The sequence below is a fragment of the Variovorax sp. 20P10.2.4 genome (genome assembly GCF_058244205.1).
Window position 1 is genome coordinate 1 of sequence record NZ_JBZAYE010000068.1, and the last position, 19861, is coordinate 19861.

Annotated in this window: 18 protein-coding genes; 5 read left to right on the forward strand and 13 right to left on the reverse strand. The window is 68.3% G+C overall.

The window, feature by feature from the left end:
- Positions 1-222: 222 nt before the first annotated feature.
- Positions 223-783 carry a peroxiredoxin family protein gene (locus AC27VN_RS09555; RefSeq protein WP_490876402.1) on the reverse strand — a complete coding sequence of 187 codons (561 nt, stop codon included), beginning with the start codon at positions 781-783 and terminating at the stop codon, positions 223-225.
- A 43-nt stretch (positions 784-826) separates the two neighbouring features.
- The gene (locus AC27VN_RS09560; RefSeq protein WP_490876403.1) at positions 827-1372 is read right to left on the reverse strand and encodes a carboxymuconolactone decarboxylase family protein; all 546 of its coding nucleotides are present in this window, start codon (positions 1370-1372) and stop codon (positions 827-829) included.
- Between the two features lie 99 nt (positions 1373-1471).
- On the opposite strand from AC27VN_RS09560, the gene AC27VN_RS09565 reads away from it, so the two are divergent.
- On the forward strand, positions 1472-2341 hold the full coding sequence (locus AC27VN_RS09565; protein ID WP_490876404.1) for an AraC family transcriptional regulator: 870 nt from the start codon (positions 1472-1474) through the stop codon (positions 2339-2341).
- A gap of 43 nt (positions 2342-2384) precedes the next feature.
- Here the strand turns inward: AC27VN_RS09565 and AC27VN_RS09570 are convergent, their stop codons facing one another.
- From AC27VN_RS09570 to AC27VN_RS09600, 7 genes are all read right to left on the reverse strand, one after another.
- Positions 2385-2888 (reverse strand): hypothetical protein, encoded by a 504-nt coding sequence (locus AC27VN_RS09570; protein WP_490876405.1) that lies wholly within the window; start codon positions 2886-2888, stop codon positions 2385-2387.
- A gap of 67 nt (positions 2889-2955) precedes the next feature.
- Entirely contained in the window at positions 2956-3942 is a 987-nt protein-coding gene (locus AC27VN_RS09575; RefSeq protein WP_490876406.1) for a Bug family tripartite tricarboxylate transporter substrate binding protein, read from the reverse strand.
- 43 nt (positions 3943-3985) lie between these two features.
- On the reverse strand, positions 3986-5020 hold the full coding sequence (locus AC27VN_RS09580) for an alpha/beta hydrolase (RefSeq protein WP_490876407.1): 1035 nt from the start codon (positions 5018-5020) through the stop codon (positions 3986-3988).
- A gap of 36 nt (positions 5021-5056) precedes the next feature.
- Complete coding sequence (locus AC27VN_RS09585) at positions 5057-5923, reverse strand: isocitrate lyase/PEP mutase family protein (protein WP_490876408.1); 867 nt, start codon at positions 5921-5923, stop codon at positions 5057-5059.
- Positions 5924-5925: 2 nt separating this feature from the next.
- Positions 5926-6918 carry a tripartite tricarboxylate transporter substrate binding protein gene (locus tag AC27VN_RS09590; RefSeq protein ID WP_490876409.1) on the reverse strand — a complete coding sequence of 331 codons (993 nt, stop codon included), beginning with the start codon at positions 6916-6918 and terminating at the stop codon, positions 5926-5928.
- A complete protein-coding gene (locus tag AC27VN_RS09595; RefSeq protein WP_490876410.1) occupies positions 6915-7859 on the reverse strand; it encodes a hydroxymethylglutaryl-CoA lyase in 945 nt (314 codons plus the stop codon). Before AC27VN_RS09595 ends, AC27VN_RS09590 begins: the two co-directional genes overlap by 4 nt.
- A gap of 8 nt (positions 7860-7867) precedes the next feature.
- Complete coding sequence (locus tag AC27VN_RS09600) at positions 7868-9064, reverse strand: CaiB/BaiF CoA transferase family protein (RefSeq protein ID WP_490876411.1); 1197 nt, start codon at positions 9062-9064, stop codon at positions 7868-7870.
- 163 nt (positions 9065-9227) lie between these two features.
- Between AC27VN_RS09600 and prpR the strand changes: the two genes are divergently transcribed.
- Positions 9228-11192: a propionate catabolism operon regulatory protein PrpR gene (prpR, locus tag AC27VN_RS09605; protein WP_490876412.1), complete on the forward strand. Its 1965-nt coding sequence runs from the start codon at positions 9228-9230 to the stop codon at positions 11190-11192.
- Between the two features lie 18 nt (positions 11193-11210).
- Here prpR and AC27VN_RS09610 read toward each other — a convergent pair whose 3' ends face one another.
- Entirely contained in the window at positions 11211-11951 is a 741-nt protein-coding gene (locus tag AC27VN_RS09610) for a cobalt ABC transporter substrate-binding protein (protein WP_490876413.1), read from the reverse strand.
- A 23-nt stretch (positions 11952-11974) separates the two neighbouring features.
- Entirely contained in the window at positions 11975-14158 is a 2184-nt protein-coding gene (locus AC27VN_RS09615; protein ID WP_490876414.1) for a TonB-dependent receptor, read from the reverse strand.
- A gap of 338 nt (positions 14159-14496) precedes the next feature.
- Between AC27VN_RS09615 and AC27VN_RS09620 the strand changes: the two genes are divergently transcribed.
- Positions 14497-15429, forward strand: coding sequence for a DUF4434 domain-containing protein (locus AC27VN_RS09620; RefSeq protein WP_490876415.1), 933 nt, complete (start codon positions 14497-14499; stop codon positions 15427-15429).
- 3 nt (positions 15430-15432) lie between these two features.
- Here the strand turns inward: AC27VN_RS09620 and AC27VN_RS09625 are convergent, their stop codons facing one another.
- Positions 15433-16122: an NBR1-Ig-like domain-containing protein gene (locus AC27VN_RS09625; RefSeq protein ID WP_490876416.1), complete on the reverse strand. Its 690-nt coding sequence runs from the start codon at positions 16120-16122 to the stop codon at positions 15433-15435.
- A 270-nt stretch (positions 16123-16392) separates the two neighbouring features.
- Between AC27VN_RS09625 and AC27VN_RS09630 the strand changes: the two genes are divergently transcribed.
- Together AC27VN_RS09630 and AC27VN_RS09635 are read left to right on the forward strand one after the other, a co-directional pair.
- A complete protein-coding gene (locus AC27VN_RS09630) occupies positions 16393-17274 on the forward strand; it encodes a hypothetical protein (RefSeq protein WP_490876417.1) in 882 nt (293 codons plus the stop codon).
- A gap of 89 nt (positions 17275-17363) precedes the next feature.
- Entirely contained in the window at positions 17364-18212 is an 849-nt protein-coding gene (locus AC27VN_RS09635) for a DMT family transporter (protein WP_490876418.1), read from the forward strand.
- A gap of 34 nt (positions 18213-18246) precedes the next feature.
- On the opposite strand, the gene AC27VN_RS09640 is transcribed toward AC27VN_RS09635, so the two are convergent.
- The coding region (locus tag AC27VN_RS09640) for an NfrA family protein (protein ID WP_490876419.1) at positions 18247-19861 on the reverse strand (1615 nt) is incomplete at its 5' end.

The following is a 19861-nucleotide window of genomic DNA, read 5'->3' on the forward strand; positions in this document are numbered from 1 at the left end:
TTGTCCCGCTCGCTGCTCACCCACGTCAGTGCGTAGACGACCAGCACGACGGCGACCGCGGCGATCACGCTCCACATCACGATGCCGGGTTTCTGGTGGTTCTGTCCCTGGCTGGTTCCGGTCGGCATGGTGTCCCTCTCTGTCTGTAGTACCGCGATGCGGGGAATCCCAAGCTAACAGGCCATACGCGCGCGGCTGTCGGACGCGCGCCAGTGCGCGACGTCAGCCAACCGGACAGCCTGTGTCGCCGCAGCCATCGCCCGCGGCCGTTTCTTCTTCGTGAACCGCATCGGCGATCAACGGCGCGGCCACGTCCTCGGCCGCGAGCTGGCCGATGGCCGCGCCCAGCGACATGTCGTCGAGCAGGCCGAAGTGGCTCAGCCGCAGCCGCCCCTGCCTGTCGATCAGCACCACGCTCGGCGTGCCCTGGAACTGGTAGGCGCGCATGGTCTGCGGAATGCTGCTGCCGGGCGAGGGCCGGTCGATGCCGATCGGGAAGACGTAGCGGTACTCGCGCTCGAAGGCCTCGAGCGCCGCGGGCGTCATGACCTCGTGGTGCTCGAACACCGTGTGCAGCCCGATCACCGCGACGTCCTTCGCGGCGAACAGCTGCCGGGTCTTCTTCGCCTGCGGCAGGCCGTGCGTGGCGCAGGCCGGGCACAGCATCTGGAAGGCATGCAGCACCACGACCTTGCCGCGCAGCGATTCGAGCGTGATGGGGGCCTCGATGTTGAGCCAGCGCTCGACCTGCAGTTCGGGCGCCGGGGGATGGATTCTCGACATGGTTGATGGCTCCAATGCAATGGCAAGGCCCCGGCGCTCGCGCTCAAGCAGCCGCGCGCAGCTTCACGCCGGGGAAGTCGACGGGCACGTCGAAGGCGACATTCACATAGTTCGTGAACAGGTTCAAGGCCACGTGCGCGAGGATCTCGACGATCCGTTGGTCGTCGAAGCCCGCGTCGTGCAGCGCCTGCACCTCGGCGGCGTCGATCTGGCCGCGCCGTTCGACCACCGCGAGCGCGAAGCGCAGCGCCGCGGCGGTCTGCGGATCGGCGGACTCGCCGTGCTGCGCGGCCGTCATCTCTGCCGACGAGGCGCCGGCCTTGCGGCCCAGCGCCGTGTGCGCGGCCAGGCAGTAGTGGCAGGCATTGCGGTCGGCGACCGCCACCGCGATCTTCTCGCCGAGCTGCGCGGGAATCACGCCGCCGCCGAGCGCGCCGAACGATCCCCACAGGCTCTGGAGCGCGGCCGGCGAGTTGGCGACGGCGCGGAACATGTTGGGCGTGGCACCGAAGGCGCCATGGATCTGCGAAAGCAGTGCCTGGGTCTCGCCGGTGGCTTCGGCGGGGGAGACGAGGGGGATGCGGGACATGGTGATTTCCTTCAGGGAGTTGTGTCGGTGGAGGAAGTTTGCTGGCGATCCTCGTATGATTCGGATCGTTTTATCCATCAAACATATCTTTTCGTCCGAATGGCCGCACCACCTCCCATCGACAGGCTGTCCTCGCTGCTCGAGCGCTTCCGCGTGCGCGCGCACCTGTTCCACAACGGCCCGCAGTGCGGCACCACCAGCTTCGCGGCCGAGCCGGGGCGCGGCTTCCTGCATGTGCTGCGCCGTGGCGAGATGGTGGTCACGCATGCTTCGCGCAGCGGCGCGCCGCGCAAGCTGGTCGTGAAGGAACCAAGCCTGCTGTTCTATCCGCGCCCGCTGTCCCACCACTTCCACAATGCGCCCGTCGAAGGCTCGGACTTCGTCTGCGCGACGCTGGACTTCGATGGCGGCGAGACGCATCCGCTGGCGCGCGCGCTGCCGCCGCTGATCCGCCTGCCGCTGCGCGAGGTCGAGGGGATCGAGCAGTCGCTCGCGCTGCTGTTCTCCGAGACCACGCGCGTGCAGTGCGGCCACCGGCTGCTCGCCGACCGCCTGTTCGAGGTGGTGCTGATCCAGCTGCTGCGCTGGCTGCTCGATCATCCGGAGCACAGCGAACTGCCGCCGGGCCTGCTGACGGGGCTCGGCGATCCGCGGCTCGCACGCGTGCTGGTCGGCCTGCACGAGCGGCCCGGCGAGCCCTGGCCGCTCGAGCAGATGGCGCGTGAGGCGGGCCTGTCGCGCAGCGCCTTCGCGCAGCGCTTCCGCGAGGTGGTGGGCACCACGCCCGCCGACTACCTCGCGCTCTGGCGGCTCAGCATCGCTCAGGCGCAACTGCGTTGCGGCGCCTCGGTGAAGACCATCGCCGACGAGCTCGGCTATGCCAATGCCTCGGCACTGTCGCGCGTGTTCGCGCAGAAGCTGGGCGTGTCGCCGCGCGAGTGGCTGGCCGCGCGGCGCGAAGGCTCCTGAGGCATCGCCGGTCCAGGGCCAGCCGCGGCGACGCGGGTGGCAATCAGATGCTGGATCCGGCCTTCACGCGCTTCGCGGCGGCGCGCAGCAGCACGCGCGAGTAGAGCTTGTGGAAGCCCGTCAGCGCATCGATCGTCCAGCCAAGACTGCCCTGCGCGCGCGGCAGGACGGCCGAACCGAAGAACAGCGTGGTCTGCGGCGCCGCACCGTCCGCGCGCGGCGCCACCATGAGCCAGCTGCGCGTGCGCCCGGTCGCCAGCACGATCTGGTCGGCCGCGCGTGCCTCGACGTGCCAGGCCGAGAAGGTGTCGACATGGCCCGCGGCCAGCGCGGCCGCATCGGCGTCGTTCGCGCGCCGCCCGAGCACCACACCGAGCAGCCAGCGCTCGGGCCTGAAGGCCGGCGAGGTGTAGAAGGCCTCGATGTAGGCGGCCAGCGGCACGCGGCCGTCGACGGCGAGCGTGTGGCAGTCGGTGTAGGCGCCCGTGCCCTCGTAGCGGGCGAGCAGGGCATGCGCGGGCAGGGCGCGGATCTCGATCGGGTTCATGGGGCTGCGGCGGTCGCACGAGGATGCGTGCCCGTGCATTGTGCGGTGCCGTGCCCAGCGCCCGGCGTCAATCGACCCGGACCTTGGCCGCCTTCACGATCTGGTCGTACTTCGCGAGGTCGGCGCGGATCTGCTGGCCGAACTCCGCGGGCGTGTTGCCCAGCGCCGAGATGCCGAGCGATGCGAGCCGCTCGCGCACCTCGGGCGACTGCACCACCGCATGCAGCTCGCGCTGCAGCCGCTCGACGATGGGCTGCGGCGTCTTCGCGGGCGCGAGGATGCCGATCCACGAGCTCGACTCGAAGCCCGGCACGCCCGATTCGGCGACCGTGGGCACTTCGGGCAGCGAGGCCAGCCGCTGCGCGCTCGACACGGCGATCGGCCGGATCTGGCCCTTCTGCACGAAGGGATAGGCACCGGCCACCGCGGTGTAGAGCATCGGCAGCGAGCCGCCCACCACGTCGGTCATCGACTGGCCGCCGCCCTTGTAGGGCACGTGCACGAAGTTCGCGCCGGTGCGGGCCTTGAGCAGTTCGCCGGCCAGATGCGGCGTGCTGCCGGTGCCCGCGCTGCCGTAGGACACGCCGCCCGGATTGGTCTTCGAATAGGCCACCAGCTCGGACAGCGTCTTCGCGGGCACCGATGGATGCACGACGATGATCAGCACCGCGTCGCCGATCTTGCTGACCGGCACGAAGTCCTTGAGCGTGTCGAACGGCACCTTGGCATAGACGTGCGGGTTGATGACCAGCGTGCCGTCGAAACCCAGCAGCAGCGTGTAGCCGTCGGGCGCGGCGGTGGCCACCATCTGCGTGCCGATGTTGCCCGAGGCGCCGGGCCGGTTGTCGACCACCACGGTCTGGCCCAGGCGCGCGCCGAGCTTGTCGGCCACCACGCGCGCGCCGGTGTCGGTCACGCCGCCGGGCGTGAAGGGCACGATCAGGCGGATCGGCTTGTTGGGGTAGTCCTGCTGCGCGGCCGCGGGGCCCATGGCCAGCGCGAGCGGCAGCGCGGCCGCGAGCAGGCGCGCCAGCGTGTTCTTCCAGGCATTCATCGCTTGTCTCCTTCGTTCGTTCTTGGTTTCGTTCTCGTGTCGCTCAGCGCTTCAGGCCCTGCTTCGCGAGCCACTGGTCGACGCGCTCGGCAATCGCATCGGAGTTGCGGTCCATCATGAGCATGTGCGAATTGCCGCGCCAGCCGAGCTCGGGCAGCAGCAGGCGGTCACCGGTGCCGCCGGCCGCGATCAGCCGTTGGCGGAAGTTCTCCTGCTGCGCCGTGATGCGGGCCCAGAACGGATAGCGCTCGAGGTTGTCGCCCCACACCCACAGCATGGGCACGCCCTTCAGGCGCGCGAAGTCGGTGGTCTCGGGATTCGGCGAGCCCGAGGTCTCGACCGCGACGATGGCCTTGACCTTGTCGGGGTACCTGAGCGCCGAATTGAAGGCGAAGTTGCCGCCCTGGCTGTGGACCACGATCACGCAGGGGCAGGCCTTCTGCACATAGGCGTCGTAGGCCGCCTGCGTGGCCGCGTCGTTGGTGCTCCAGCGCGGGATCGCCTGCTTCGCGAACTGGTCGAAGCTGGCCACCGGGAACTGCGTGCCCGGCAGCGCGCGGCGCTTCGCGGGATCGGTGTCGTACGAGCCGGTCTCGCCGATGCGGAACAGCTCCCAGCCTTCCTTCTTCGGCCGGAAGAAGGGCTCGCTCTTGAAGATCTCGGGATAGCGCGCCCACGAGGCGCGGCCGCGCTCGACCGCGTCGCTCACGTACACGTCCCAGCCGGCGCGCAGGAAGTGGTTCTCCCAGCCCGGCTGACCATCGGGCTTGGTCTCCCAGGTCACGCCCGAGAGGCCGCCGCCGTGCCACAGCAGCAGCGGATAGCGGCCCTTCGGGTTCGCCAGGCGCGTGTAGCGCGCATAGAGCCCCTCGACCTCGAAGTCGCCGTTGGGGTCGAACTTCAGCGGCGGCGCGCCGGGCGTGAACACCAGTTCCTTCTCGGGCAGGCCCGTGAGCGTGACGGCGCGTCCGCCGACGTGATAGCTGCCGACGTCGGCCACCTGCAGCGCGCCCGTCGAGCAGCCGGCCAGGGCCGCGGCCGCGATGCCGAGCAGCGCGAGCTTCCATGCATTTCTCATTTCTTGTCTCCGTTGTTGTCGGTGTGGGTGAGCGCGCTATCGCGCCCAGCGCTTCTCGAAGTCCCAGACCTCCTCGAAGCCGATGCGCCGGCAGAACTCGTTGAAGTCGAACAGATCGTCGCCCGGTGCCACGCTGGCGCCGCTCGCCTTCAGGTGGCGCAGTGCGCGCTCCATCGCGGCCGCGGCCGCGAGGCTGGTCATCGACGGATAGATGGCGAGCGAGAAGCCGATCTCCTGCAGCGTCTGCGCGCTCAGCATCGGCGTCTTCCCGCCATCGGACATGTTGGCCATCATCGGCAGTTCGAAGGCCTCGCAGGCGCGGCGCATCTCGTCCTCGGACTGCGGCGCCTCGAAGAACAGGATGTCGGCGCCCGCGCGCGCATAGGCCTCGAGCCGGCGCAGCGCCTCGTCCACGCCGAGCTCGGCGCGCGCATCGGTGCGCGCGATTGTCAGGAAGTTCTTCTTGTCCTCGCGCGCCTCGGCGGCCACGCGGATCTTGTCGACCATGTCCTGCACCGGCACGCAGCGCTTGAACGGCGTGTGGCCGCACTTCTTCGGAAACTCCTGGTCCTCGAGCTGGATGGCCGTGACGCCAGCCGCCTCGTAGCCGCGCACCGTGTGGTGCACGTTGAGCAGGCCGCCGTAGCCGGTGTCGGCATCGGCGATCACGGCCGCGCCGCCGCTGCTGCGCACCAGCGTCGCCATGCGGTCGAGCATCTGGGTGTAGGTGGCGATGCCCGCATCGGGCAGCCCGAGGCTCGAGGCCGTGAGCCAGAAGCCCGAGCCGTAGACGATGTCGAAGCCGACCTTGGCCGCCATGGTGGCGGCGATCATGTCCTGCAGGCCGGGGATGACGATGAACTCGCGGCGCTCGAGCTTCTCGCGCAGAAGAGGGCTGGCCATCGTCACTCGGCCCGGATGCCGCCGCGTTGCGCGACCAGCGTCCACTTCTTCGTCTCGGCCGCGAGGAAGCTGCGGAACTCGGCCGGCGGCGTGAGCGTGATGTGCGCGCCCTGGTCCTCCATCTGCTTGAGCACGGCCGGGTCGGCCGCCACCTTCTTCAGGTCCTGGTTGATCTGCGCGACGATGGGCGCGGGCAGGCCGGCCGGACCGAACAGGCCGTACCAGCTCAGCGACTCCACGCCGTCGAGGCCGGCCTCCTTGAAGGTCATCGCATCGGGGAACAGCGCCATGCGCTGCGTGTCGGCCACACCGACCACGCGCAGCGCGCCCGAGCGCACATGGGGCAGGGCGGTCAACACGCTGGTGACACCCATCGGCAGGTGGCCGCCGATGATGTCGACCATGATCGGCGCGCCGCCCTTGTAGGGCACGCCGGTGGACTGCAGCTTGCCGGCCTGGCGGATCATCTCGCCGGTCAGCCGGGTCTGGCCTTCGGAGTAGCCCACGCCCAGCGGCTCCTTGCGCGCGGCCTCGATCACGTCGCGCAGCGTCTTGTAGGGGCCGTTGGCCTGCACCACCAGCACCGAGGGCGAATTCGCGATGTTGGTGATCGGCGTGAAGGCCTTGTCGGTGTCGTAGGGCAGGCTCTTCATCAGCACCGGGTTGACCGCGTGCGAGCCGACCACCAGCAGCAGCGTGTGGCCGTCGGCCGGCGCGCGCGCGACGAAGTTCGAGCCGATCACGCCGTTGGCGCCGGTGCGGTTGTCCACCACCACCGACTGGCCCCACAGCTCCGACAGGCGCTGCGCCATCAGCCGGCCCACGATGTCGGTGCCGCCGCCCGCGGAGTAGGGCACGACCAGCGTGACGGGCTTGATCGGGAACTTGGCGGCCGGTGCTTGCGCCCAGGCGCCGGCCGAGGCCAGGGCCGCCAGCGCGGCGAGCGCCGTGCGGCGGGTCGGATGCGCGGTGAAGGGAGTCGATGGGTTCGTCATGTCTTGGCTGTCTCCGGGGATGTGTTGTTGGATGAATTCTTCTTCTCGCGCTGGCGCCGCAGCCAGGCGATCGCGCGGCCGCCGAGCGGGCGCTGCAGCCGTTCCTGCGCGAAATCGATCGCCTCGAGCAGGCCGTCGAGCGCGATGCCGGTGGAAAAACCGCTGCGCTCGGCCATCAGCACCAGGTCTTCGGTGGCGAGGTTGCCGGCGGCGCCGGGCGCGAACGGGCAGCCGCCGATGCCGCCCACACTGGCATCGAAGCGGCGGATGCCGGCCTCGAGCGCGGCCCAGGCATTGGCGACCGCCATGCCGCGCGTGTCGTGCAGGTGGATCGCGAGCCGTTCGGGCGCGATGGCTTCGGCGAGCACGCGCATGCGCTGCTTCACCATGCCCGGCGAGGCCGAGCCGATGGTGTCGGCGATCACGATCTCGCCGGCACCCGCGGCCTGCATGCGCTGCGCGAGACGCAGCACCTCGGCCAGCGGCGTCTCGCCCTCGAACGGGCAGTCGAAGGCCACGGCAACGTAGGCGCGCGTGCGCAGGCCCAGCGCTTGCGCCGCGGCCAGCGTGCGTTCGCTGACCTCGGTCGCCTGCTCCAGGCCCATGTTGATGTTGCGCTGGTTCATGGTCTCGGTGGCTGAGAGCACGACCGCGATCTCGGCCGCGCCGGCCGCATGCGCGCGCTCCAGCCCCTTGAGGTTGGGCACCAGCACCGAGCAGCGCAGCTCGGGCAGCGCCGCGTGCACCAGCGGCAGCAGTTCGGCCGCGTCGGCCATCTGCGGCACGGCCTTGGGCGACACGAAGCTGGTGGCCTCGATGCTGCGCACGCCGGCGGCAGCGAGCAGTTGCACCAGGCGCAGCTTGTCGTTGGCGCCCAGGTGCACCGGCTGGTTCTGCAGGCCGTCGCGCGGCGCGACGTCGGTGATGTGGATGGCTTCCATCGGCATCTTCAGGCGATGGTGCCGGCCTGGCGCAGCGCGTCCAGCTTCGCGTCGGAATAGCCGACCCAGTCGCCGAGCACGCGGCGCGTGTGCTCGCCGAGCGCGGGCGGGCTGCCGTAGGCCTGCGGCACGGCGGCCGAGAGCTTGATCGGGTTGCCCGGCATGCGCACGGTCTCGCCGGTGTGCAGCGGCACCTCGACGACCATGTCGCGCGCCAGGACCTGCGTGTCGCTCAACGCCTGCGCGAAGTCGTTGACGGGCCCGCACGGAATACGCGCCTGGCGCAGCCGCTCGAGCCAGTGGGCGGTCGGCTGCTTGCGCAGTTCGCCGGCGATCAGCGCGTCGATCTCGGCCTTGGCCGCGAAGCGCACCGGCTGCTGCCGGTAAGCCGGGTCGCGCAGCTCCGGCAGGTCGATGAACTCGACGAAGCGCTCGAAGAAGGGGTCTCCGATGCAGGCGATGATGATGTGGCCGTCGGCCGTGGGATAGCTGTTGTAGGGCACGTGCACGAAGTGGCCGTTGCCGATGCCCGCGGGCACGTGGCCCGACATCAGGTGCATGGTCGCCATGTAGTTGAGCAGCGAGATCTGCGCGTCGAGCATCGAGATGTCGACGTGCTGCCCGCGCCCGGTGCGCTCGCGCTCGGCCAGCGCCGCCAGCACGCCCATCGCGCCGAACATGCCGCCGCCGAGGTCGCCGATCGGGATGCCGCTGCGCGTGGGGCCGCTCTTGGGCGTGCCGGTGATCGACATGCCGCCGCCCATCGCCTGCACCACCTGGTCGAAGGCCGGGCGCTGCGTCTCGGGGCCGGTCTGGCCGAAGCCCGTGACCGAGCAGGTCACGATGCGCGGGTTGACCTGCGACAGCGATTCGAAGTCGATGCCCAGGCGCTGCGTGACGCCGACGCTGAAGTTGTCGAACACCACGTCGGCCCGGCGCACTAGGTCGAGGAACACGGCCTTGCCCTCGGGGCTCTTGAGGTCCACGCAGACGCTCTCCTTGTTGCGGTTCAGCGTGAGGTAGTAGGCGCCCATGCCGCCGCGCGCGTAGTCGGGATCGTTCTCCAGCAGGCGTCGGGTGCCTTCGCCGCTGCCGGGCGGCTCGACCTTGATGGTGCGCGCGCCGAGGTCGGCCAGCAGCATGGTGCCGTAGGGGCCCGACAGCATGTGCGTCAGGTCGAGCACCGTGATGTGTTCGAGTGCCAAGTCGTGTGTCTCCTGAAAGACCTTCGTGTTGCACGGCATGTGCCAGTGCGCGAGCCTGGAGACAAGTCGTTGATGTGAAAGGATATTTTTGAGGAGACTCGGGTTTTCACTGTGTCTTGTGCGACATGAATGAAACACGGCACGTGTTTCAATGCAACGCATGATGGAACGCCCGCTCCCCTCCGACCCGGCCTCGCCCGCGCGCCGCGGCCTGCCGCGCCTGTGCTTCCTGAGCTACCGCCAGATCCGCGAATTCGCGCTGCCCGTGGTGGCCGAGTACGTCGGCCGCGCCGAGATCGAGGTGGTCGACGGCACCTTCGGCGACGCGCTCGCGATCGCGCGCGACCGCCTCGAGCGCGGGCTGGTCGATGCCTTCGTGAGCGCGGGCTCGAACGCGAGCATCCTGCGCGCCGGCCTCGAGGCGCCGGTGGCAACGATCCAGCTCGGCGGCTTCGACCTGATGCAGGCGCTGATCAAGGCGCGGCGCATCGCCAAGCGCGTGGGCGTGGTGATGTACGGCCAGACCATTCCCGAGCTCGACGAGGTCAAGGACCTGCTCAACATCGAGGTCAGCCAGTACGCCTACCGCACGCCCGACGATGCGCGCCAGCGCTTCGAGTCATTGCGCCGCGAGGGCTTCGACGTGATCGTGGGTTCGAGCCTGGTGGTCGAGCTGGCGCAGCAGGCGGGGCTGCACGGCCTGCTGGCCTATTCGCTCGCGAGCATTCGCAAGGGCTTCGAGGATGCGATGGAGCTCGCGCGCGTGGCGCGGCTCGAGGCCGGGCGCTACGAGCAGCTCAATGGCGTGCTGCACAACCTGCAGGAGGCGGTGCTCGCGGTCGACCGTGACAACCGCATCATCGCGGTCAATCCGCCGATGCAACTGCTGCTGGGCCATGCGCCCGCGCGCCTGCTGGGCCGCTCGCTCGAGGTGATGCAGCCCGAGCTGTCGCTGCGGGCCACGCTCGACCAGGGCCTGGAGGAGCGTGCCCTCGTGCAGCGCTTCGCGCAGCGCGACTGGGTGGTCAACCGCACGCCGATTCGCGAGCACGGCGAGATCGTCGGCGCCGCGCTCACGCTCTACGACGCGCGCGCGATCCAGGAAGCCGACACCAGCCTGCGCATGCAGCACGGCCGCCGCCAGAGCGCGGCGCGGCACCGCTTCGCGAGCCTGGTGGGCCACAGCCCGGCTTTCGCGCGCGCCGTGCAGACCGCGCAGCGCTTCGCGCGCAACGACCTCACGGTGCTGATCGCCGGCGAGAGCGGCGTGGGCAAGGAGCTGTTCGCGCAGTCGATCCACAACGAGAGCACGCGCGCGGGCCGCCCCTTCGTGGCGGTGAACTGCGCGGCCTTTCCCGAGGCGCTGCTCGAGAGCGAGCTGTTCGGCTACGAGGAGGGCGCCTTCACCGGTTCGCGCCGCGGCGGCAAGCGCGGCCTGTTCGAGACCGCGCACACCGGCACCCTGTTCCTCGACGAGATCGGCGACATGCCGCTGCACCTGCAGACGCGCCTCTTGCGCGTGCTGCAGGAGCGCGAGATCACGCGGCTGGGCGCGACCGCGCCGATTCCCGTCGACGTGCGCGTGATCGCCGCCACGCACCAGCCGCTGCAGCAGATGATCGCCGAGCGGCGTTTTCGCCAGGACCTCTACTACCGCATCAACACGCTGCGCCTGGTGCTGCCGCCGCTGCGAGAACGTCGCGAGGACGTCGCGCTGTTGGCCCAGGTGCTGGTGGAGCGCTGCCTGCAGCGGCAGGGCCATGGCGTGCTCGATGCGCGGCGTGCGCTGGCGCCGCTGATGCCGCGCCTGCTGGCCTACGGCTGGCCCGGCAACGTGCGCGAACTCGAGAACGTGGGCGAGCGCATCGCCGTGTTCCTCATGCAGTTCGAGCGCATCGAGGAGATTCGCTGGGAGGAGCTGCGGCACGAGTGCCCGGAGCTGTTCGCGGACGAGAGCGCCGCGCCGGTCGAGGTGAGCGGCGTGCCCGCGAAATCGCAATGGCGCGAACTGCTGGCCGCGAACGGCGGCAACCGGCAGCAGACCGCGCGGCAGCTTGGCGTGAGTCGGTCGACCTTGTGGCGGTGGGTGCGGGAGATGGAGGGCGCGCCCGACGATCCGCCCGCGTAGAACGCGGGCGGCAATCGATCACTTGTTCGGCGCCGCCGCAGGCCCCGCCGGCAGCGCCGCGATGCCGTCCGCCTTCACATAGGTCAGCGTCGTCACGTAGCTCACGCTGTCGAACCTCTCGGGCCCGTTGGCACCGGGCCGCTCGCCGGCCACGGCGTCGCTGACGCTGACCTCGGCCACGTAGGTGCCCTGCCACGGCAGGTCGAACTTCACCAGGCCCTGTTCGTCGGTGTGGCCTTCCTTGGCCCAGCCCGATTGCGTGACCAGCGCGACCTTGGTCTTGGCCTTGGGCTGGCCCTTGAAGAACAGCTTGAACTCGCCGGCATGGCCCGCGGGCACGATGTCGAGCACCAGCTTCGGCTGCAGCGGCGCGAAGCCGGTGACCAGGCGTGCGGCCGGGTGGTAGCGGCCGATGGTCTGCTTGTCGCCCTGCTTGCGGTTGAACAGCGGATAGCCCGCGTCCTCGGCCACGATGCTCTCGCCGGCCGCGGCGCCGAAGGGCAGCGCGAAGCCGCTGTCGGTCTTCTGCGCGTCGACGCTCTGCTCGCCCTTGGCTGACACCAGGGTGGCGGTGGGCTTGCCGAACTTGTCGAGCAGGCCCGGCGAGACCTCGCGCAGGTTCTCGCCGAATTCGCCGAAGCGCACGACGGCGGTCTTCTCGCCGGCCGGTTGCTCGATCCAGATCTGGTGCGCCTGCGCGGCACCGGCGAAGCCCAGCAGGGCGAAGGCGGCGGTGGCGATGGCGTTGATGCGGTTCATGCGTAAAGCTCCTTGGTTCAGGTTCAGAAATCGACGGTGGCCGACAGCATCAGCGTGCGCGGCGCGCCCACGGTGACGTAGGTGCTGGTCACCCAGTAGTTCTTGTCGAACACGTTCTCGAGGTTGGCGCGGAAGGTCACGGGCTTGCCGCCCATCTTCGTGGCGTAGCGCGCGCCGATGTCGAGTCGCGTCCAGCCCGGCACGCGCAGGATGTTGGCGGCGTCGGCATACACGGAAGACGTGTGGATCACGCGGCCGTTCAGGCTCAGGCCCGGCACCCACGGCGTGTCCCAGTCCAGGCCCAGGTTGAAGGTGCGGTCGGGCACGCCGGCCGCGTCCTTGCCCTGGTTGGTGCCGCCCGCGGTGCGCGTGAACTTGGCGTCGTTGAAGGCCGCGCTGGCCATCACGCGCAGGCCCTGCTGGAGCTCGCCGTAGGCGGTGAGCTCGAGGCCACGGTTGCGCTGCTCGCCGCCGAAGCTGTAGACCAGCGTGGCCGGGTCGGTGAGGGCGTTGGGCCGCGTGATCTGGTAGACGGCGGCCTGCGTCGTGAGGCGGCCCCAGTCGACCTTCACGCCGGCTTCGTACTGCTTCGACTTCTGCGGCGCGAAGGTCTCGCCGACGTTGGCGGTGCCCGGGCCGGCCGTACCGCCGCGCGTGAGGCCTGCCGTGTAGTTGGCGTACACCGAGACGTTCTGCACCGGCTTGAACACCAGGCCCACCAGCGGCGAGGTCGCGCTGGCCTTGTAGCGGCTGGTCGATGCGCCCGAGGTCTGCGAGAAGTTCTCCTGCTCGATGGTCTGGTCGCGCAGGCCCAGCGTCGCGAGGAAGCGGCCGTCGGCGAAGGACATCGTGTCGGCCAGCACCACGCTCGACTGCTTGAGGTCGGCCGACTTCACCGCGGGCGTGCGCGGCGTGGTCACCGGCGGCAGCGGCGCGGGGAAGTACAGGCTCGACGGGTTCGTGGTTCGCGAGGTCGCGTAGAAGAAGCCCGACTCCTGGTCGAGCAGGTTCACGCCGAGCGCCACCGTGTGGCCCACGCTGCCGGTCTTGAACCTGGTGCGCACGCCGGCGTCGGCCGCGGTGGTCTTGCTGTAGAAGTCGTAGTAGGCGTTCGAGACGTTGAAGCTGCCCAGCGAATTGGGCCGCCCGCTCGGAAACACCTGCTGGTAGTCGAGGTCGGTGTAGCCCACGCTGCCGTAGACCATGGTGCTGTCGCTGATGTCGTACTCGACGCGCGAGATGGCGGTCTTGACGTTGTCGTTCAGCTCGGTGCCCGGGTAGAAGTTCAGGCGCGCCGACGGCGGTTCGGGAATGCGCGTGATGCCGGCCGCGAAGCTGGTCTGCGGACGGAACTCGCGCGTCTCGCCCTTGCTCGCGAAGGCGTCGAGCGACCAGCGCAGGCGCGTGCCGAGGTAGTCGAGGCCCAGCGAGCCGAGGCCGAGCTTCTGCTTGCCGTTGTCGATGTTGCCTTCGCCGTTGCGGAACATGCCGTTGACGCGCACGCCCCACTGGTTCTCGTCGCCGAAGCGGCGGCCCACGTCGAGGTGCGTGCCGAGCTGGCCCTTGCCCATGTAGGTGGTGGTCAGGCGCGTGAGCGGCGCATCGGCCGCGCGCTTGGTCACCACGTTGATGCTGCCGCCCACGCTGCCGCTGGGGCCGACGCCGTTGGCCAGCGCGCCCGGGCCCTTGAGCACCTCGACGCGCTCGATCATCTCGAGCGGCACGCGCGTGGTGGGCGTGAGGCCGAACAGGCCGTTGAGCCCGATGTCGGCATTGGGCACGGTGAAGCCGCGGATCTGGAAGTCGTCGCCGAAGCCGCCGCGCGAGGTCAGCGGGCGCACCGAGGCGTCGTTCATCACCACGTCGGCCACGCTCAGCGCCTGCTGGTTCTGAATCAGCTCGGCCGTGTAGTTGGTGGTGCTGAAGGGCACGTTCATCAGGTCGGTGATGCCCAGGATGCCGAGGCTGCCGCCGCGCGCGAACTGGCCGCCGGCATAGGTCTTCTGCAGGCCGCCGATGGCCTCGGCTTCGCCCGAGACGACGACCTCGCCGAGCTGGCCCTGCGCGGGGGCTGTGGCGGTCTGGGCCGCGGCGCTTGCGGCGGCGAAGGCCAGGCAGGCGGCCAGGCAATGGCGCGCCAGCGGGCGGAGGGAGGAGGGCGGAAAGGAGGAAGCGGTGCGGGACGAGGGGGCGGCGGACGAGGGCATCGGTCAGGAATCGGCGAGAAAAGGCAGGCACCGGCGAGCCGGTGCGGGGGCGGGGCGAGGTCGGAATCGGGACGGCACGACGCGGGTGGGCCAGCGTGGCCGGGCTCTGGCGAGCTTGTTATGAATGAAAACGATTCTCATCATAGGTCGAGGCTCTTTTGGAACCTTCCTATGCCTTTTTACTTTTGTGGACAAATGTGTCCTCGAGACCACAGCCGCCCGTGGCCTGCCGCCACGGCGCGAAACCTCGCGCGGCGACGCGCCGATACTGTGGGCCGATGCCTCCCATCCCCGTGCCTCCGTTGTCGCCTCCGCTGCTTCGCCGACGCAGTTGCCTGATGCTGGCGGCGGCCGCCCTGCTGAGCGCCTGCGCCACGTCGCCGCCGAGGTTCCAGGGCAGCTTCCTGCAACCCTGGAAGAGCCACGAATCGCTCTCCATCGACGAATGGCGGCGCAGGCTGCGCATCACGCGCGCGCTGGGCTGCGACGAGATCGTGTTGCAGTGGAGCGCCCTCTACGGCGGTGCGTTCGACTGGGCGCCGCCCGACAGCCTGCTCGCCATGCTGTTCGAGGAGGCCGCGCGCGAGGGCATGGGCATCCGCATGGGCCTGCCCTACGACGAAGGCTGGTGGAAGGCCATGGGGTCGAAGGACCCGGCGGTGCTGCAGTCACTGCTGGCCACCGCGCGCGATCGCTGCCTGCGGTTCATGGAGTCGGCCCCGTGGCCCAAGCGGCAGGGCTTTCGCGGCTGGTATCTGCCTTACGAGATCGACCAGTACAACTGGGCGATGGCCGAGCGGCGGCAGCAACTGGTGGACTGGCTCGACGGCATCGCAACCGTCGCTCGCCGCACCGGCGGCCAGCCGCTCGCGGTGTCGACCTTCTTCAGCCGGCTGCCGACCGAGGGCTCGCTCGCGGAACTCTGGTCGCAGATCCTCGACCGCGTGCCGCTGCGGCCCATGTTGCAGGACGGTGTGGGCGTGGCCGGCATGGACAACCTCGCGGGGCTCGAGCCACTGCGCGCGCTGTTGCTGCGGCGTGGCGTGGCCTTCGATCTGGTGGTCGAGTTGTTCGAGCAGTTGCCTGCGGCGCCGGGGGGCGAAGAGGGTTTCAAGGCGCGTGCCGCGACGCCCGAGCGCGTGCGACGGCAGATGGAGATCGCGCGCGGCTACGGCGCCGAGCGCGTGATCGCGTTCGCGATCGATCCGTGGATGGTGGGGGATACGCCGGAGGCGAAGCGCTTGCTCGAGGCGTGGGGCCTCGCTTTCTAGGTCCTACTGCGCCATCACCGTCACGACGACGTGGAAGAAGAACTTGGGACCGAAGCAAGGGACGCCTTCCGCATTCGTCATGCGCCAGATCGATGCCACGGTGCAGGTGTCTTTCGGTGCCGCGAAGTCCACGCCGATGTGCACGGGCTGCCCCGGCAAGGTGTCGGGCACTTCGACTTCGCGATAGAGGCTCGCCAGATAGGCCTCCTGAACCGCCTCGAGGCTGCCGTCCGGCAGCCGTCTCGCGATCGCGTACTCGCCGTCGACGCGGACCAGGCGGCGCCCGCGCCAGGGGCGCGTGCCGAGGTTCTGGATCTCCCAGATCTTTCTGAATGTCTCGCCGGGCGAGACCACCGCATGGTCGGGTGTCGTGACATCGGCGTTGAAGGCCGCGATGTCGTTCGGATCGCGAGGATTGTGCGAACGATTGGTCGGCAGAGGGAAGGCGCCGAAGGCCGTCGAACCCTCGAGGGCTGCGTAGTAGCGAAAGAGGAGGAGGGGCGAAACCTGCAGCGCCCCCGCCAACTTGATCAGCGTGCGCACGGACGGGTCGCGCTTGTTGCCATTGGCGAGTTCGTAGAGATAGGTACGGGCAAGGCCCGCTTCAGCCGCGATGGCGGTGAGTGACCTCCCGAGCTCCCTGCTGCGGCGCGCCAGCAGGGCGCGAAGCGGCTCCGTCGTCTTCGATGGCATGCGTTCTGGTCGCGAAGACCTCTCCCTTTTAGTCGCACGCAGCGTACACCAAAACTGACACTCGGTTCGTCAACTCTTACGAACAGAATTCAATAATTTGCTCCGAGGAATAAAAGTGTCTGGATGAAGTGTGCCAGCCCGTTCTAGATTCGCTCGGGACGCAAGAGATTCGCGTTGGACGAATCCATGTTTCTTTGTGGAAAAAGATCGCATTGAATTCCGGGGGCGCTCGAATGAGGATTCCCTGGGCTATGAAGCGAAGGATTTACGATGGCCGACGTACCCAGTCATTTTCAGTCTCTGCCTCTCCTGTCCTCCAAAAGCAATCCGGGGCGCGAGAGTTGCATGCACGAAAACATTGTTGCGATCTATGCGTCGGAAATCATCGAGAAGAGCTTTTCCATCGTCAAGGTGTCCAGGCTGGTGCAACTCAAGTTCAAGAGCTTGGTCGATGGCTTTGGGGCGGTCGATCAAGATACGAGGAAAAATTTCTGCTTTCTCAAGAAGACCGATGGTTTCATGCCGTCAGGTACGACGTTCGCAAGAGATGTGCAGAAGACAGACCTTTGCCAGACATTCAATTACTGGTTCAGCTATCGGGATGTTCATCGTGGATATGAATTCTCGCGTGACCCGCTCTACGCAGCGGTCTCCGACTGCGAAGTCGAACTGCACAACATTACTCAGGCCATCGTGAACGAGATGGCGCTCCACTATGGATACAGGCATCCGCTGCTCATACGGGACGACTCGTATGTCCAGTTCAACATGTATCCCGCCAGTCTGAAGAGACCGGATAGAAAGTATCTTCAAGAAATCCATGAAGACGGGCACATCATTACCTATGTCAAGCCTAATGCGCCCGGACTGCTGATCTATGCGCAGGGAAAGGAGCAACTGATCAACCTGGAGGTCGACGAAGCGATCGTGATGGCCGGATCGCTATTGACAGAATTGACGGACGGGCAAGTCTTGCCTCTATATCACGCCGTGCTGGACTTGAATCTTCCGGCGGCACGCGCATCGCTGATCTACAACGTGAACGCGCTCTGCGAATCCATACCCAGCGTGAGCGGTCGCTCGATACCGATGCGTGCGATCGCCAATCAGCATCATGCCGAGTTCGGTCAATATCCCTATCACTCTGTATGAAGGCGCGAACAAGTTCAACGACTTCTAGCTTTGCCATGGTCAACCAAGCTTCATACGATCATTCCCAAAGACGGCTATGGGAAGTCGCCTTGATCCTCGTCACCGCGCTGTGGGGATGGTCCTTCGTCGCTATTCACAACGCGCTGAATGACCTCAGCGACTCCGCCTTCAATGCCTACAGGTTTCTTGTGGCGGCCCTCGTCATGTTGTTGGTGGTCGTCGTGCGTCGGAGTGCCATTTCGAGAATCGACCTTGTGCACGGCAGCATGGCGGGGGTGGCGTTGTACCTCGCCTTTCTTTTTCAAACCAAGGGGCTGAAGTTCACTTCCGCTTCGAATGCAGCGTTCATCACCGGCCTGGCCGTGATCTTCACGCCGCTGATATCTTTCTTGTGCTTCGGGACGAGGCCGGAGAGGCGGCAGGTCTTCGGGATATTCCTGGCCACGGCGGGATTGGCCTTGCTGACGCTGAAGGGCTTGAGTGTTCAGGTCGGCGATCTGCTGGTTTTGGTGTGCGCCGCTTCGTTTGCGCTGCATATCATCTTGCTGTCTCGTGCGAGCAAGGTAGCCAATGCCTTGAATATTGCCTTGATCCAGGTCTCCGTCGTGGGGTTCCTGTCGCTGGCGCAATCCGTCGCATTTCAAGAATTGACGTTGCCAGCCGGCGAGGCGGCGATCGGCACGATACTTGTGGTCGGCATCTTTGGAACAGCAATCGGGTTCTATGTGCAAACCAAAGCGCAAGTCGCCTCATCACCCAACAGGATCGCTCTGATCATCGTCCTGGAGCCAGTGTTCGGCGGCCTGTTCGGCTACTTTCTCGCCGGCGATCGACTGACGATGTACAACTGGATCGGTGCCGCATTGATCGTGGCCGGGATGCTGATCACGGAGATCCGTCTAACCAGAGACCGATCCGAACCGAGCACGCATCCTTGATGTGCCTGAGGTCGTCGACCGGGCCCGCATGGGCCTAGTACGACAACGTCAAATTCAAGAACACCCCCTTCGCCCGCCCCGCCACCCCTCCCAGCGTGGTCCGGTACTGCAAGCTCGCATCCACATGCGAGCGCTGCGCGTTGTAGCGGTCCTCGTTGAACCAGTAGCGCAGGTTGATGCCCACGCCCGCGCCGGCCGACCAGCTCGATCCGCGGTCGGCCAGGGCCACGCTGTCGAAGCCCGCGATCGGCACGCCGCTGGCGCGGTTGCGGTTGGAGAACCAGTCCGCGGCGAGCGTGACGTGGGGGAAGAACACGAGGCGGTCGTTGTAGTCGGTGACGAAGCTGCGCCCGATGCGCACCTCGCCCGCGGCGAAGCCCTGGCCGCGCTTGAGGCGGCCGCTGCCGTCGGCGAGCACGTTGCCGACGGTGTCGCGCACGGTGTAGGCGGCCGGCATGTCGAGCAGGGTGTAGCCGGCCTGCAGGTAGCCTTCCATGGTGAACCAGCTGCGCGTGTCCACCCGCAGGCCGGTGCCCTCGTAGAAGCCGTAGAGCAGGTAGGCCTGCCAGCCGCCCGAGCCCGTGTCGGCGCGGTAGTCGAGGCCCGCGGAGCGGTTGTTGAGCTGGCAGCGCAGGCTCGCGGGCGCGGGATCGATGGCGCCGGAACGCGTGGCGCTGCCCAGCATGAACTGCCGCTCGAGGCCGAAGGTGAGGCCGGTCGCGGTGTCGGGCGTGTAGCGCACGCCGAGGGCGCCGCTGGTCGAGGGCAGGCCGGCGATGCCGCGGGTGCGCTGCTCGGGCGTGATGCCGACGCCGCCGCAGGGGTTCTGCATGAGCTGCGCGGCGGTCACGTCGGTGCCGGCGTGCAGGGTGGTAGAGAGGCGGCCGTAGACGTCGAAGATGCTGCTGCTGGTGTTGAGGATGCCGCTCGGGCGCCAGAACACCTCGGTGGTGTTGAAGCTCGCGTTGCCGGGCACGGCCACCGGCTGGCCGGGCAGCCCGAAGGAGGCGGCATGCGCGCCGCGGTAGCCGACGGTGCTGTTCACGCCCCATTCGCGCGAATAGCTGGCGATGGTGCCGCGCAGGTCGTGGAGCTGCTGGCGGTCGAGCGAGAGCCAGCCCACGTCCTCGTCGTCGACGGCCTGGCGCAGCGTGGCGGCCGCGCCTGCGCGGTCGCCGGTGCCGGCGGCCGCCTGGGCCTCGTCGAGCAGGTTGCTGCGCGGGGCCTGGCCGGTGTTGCGGGCCGCGACGAAATCCTGCAGCGCGAGCGCAGGGTCCTTGTTGGCGATGTGCAGGTAGCCGCGCTGACGCAACAGGGTGGCGTCGGCGGGTTGCGCGGCGATCGCGGTGTCGAGCCGCTGCAGCGCCTGCTGGCGTTCCGCGGTCGTGCCCGCGGCGAGCGTGGTGGTCAGCAGCTTCTGGCGCGATGCGTCGTCGGGCCGTTCGGCCGCGGCCTGCTTCGCCAGCGCGATGGCCTCGGGATAGCGCTTCTGCGCATAAGCCGCGTAGGCGCGCGTGGCGGCATCGCCGGCCTTCGGCGTGTCCCAGGGCGCGAGCGCGCAGGCCGGGCCCTCGGGCGTGTCGTTGCAGAGCTTCACGGGCGCGTAGGCGGTGACGCGTGGCGTGGCTGTGGAGGCCCAGCCGCTCGCG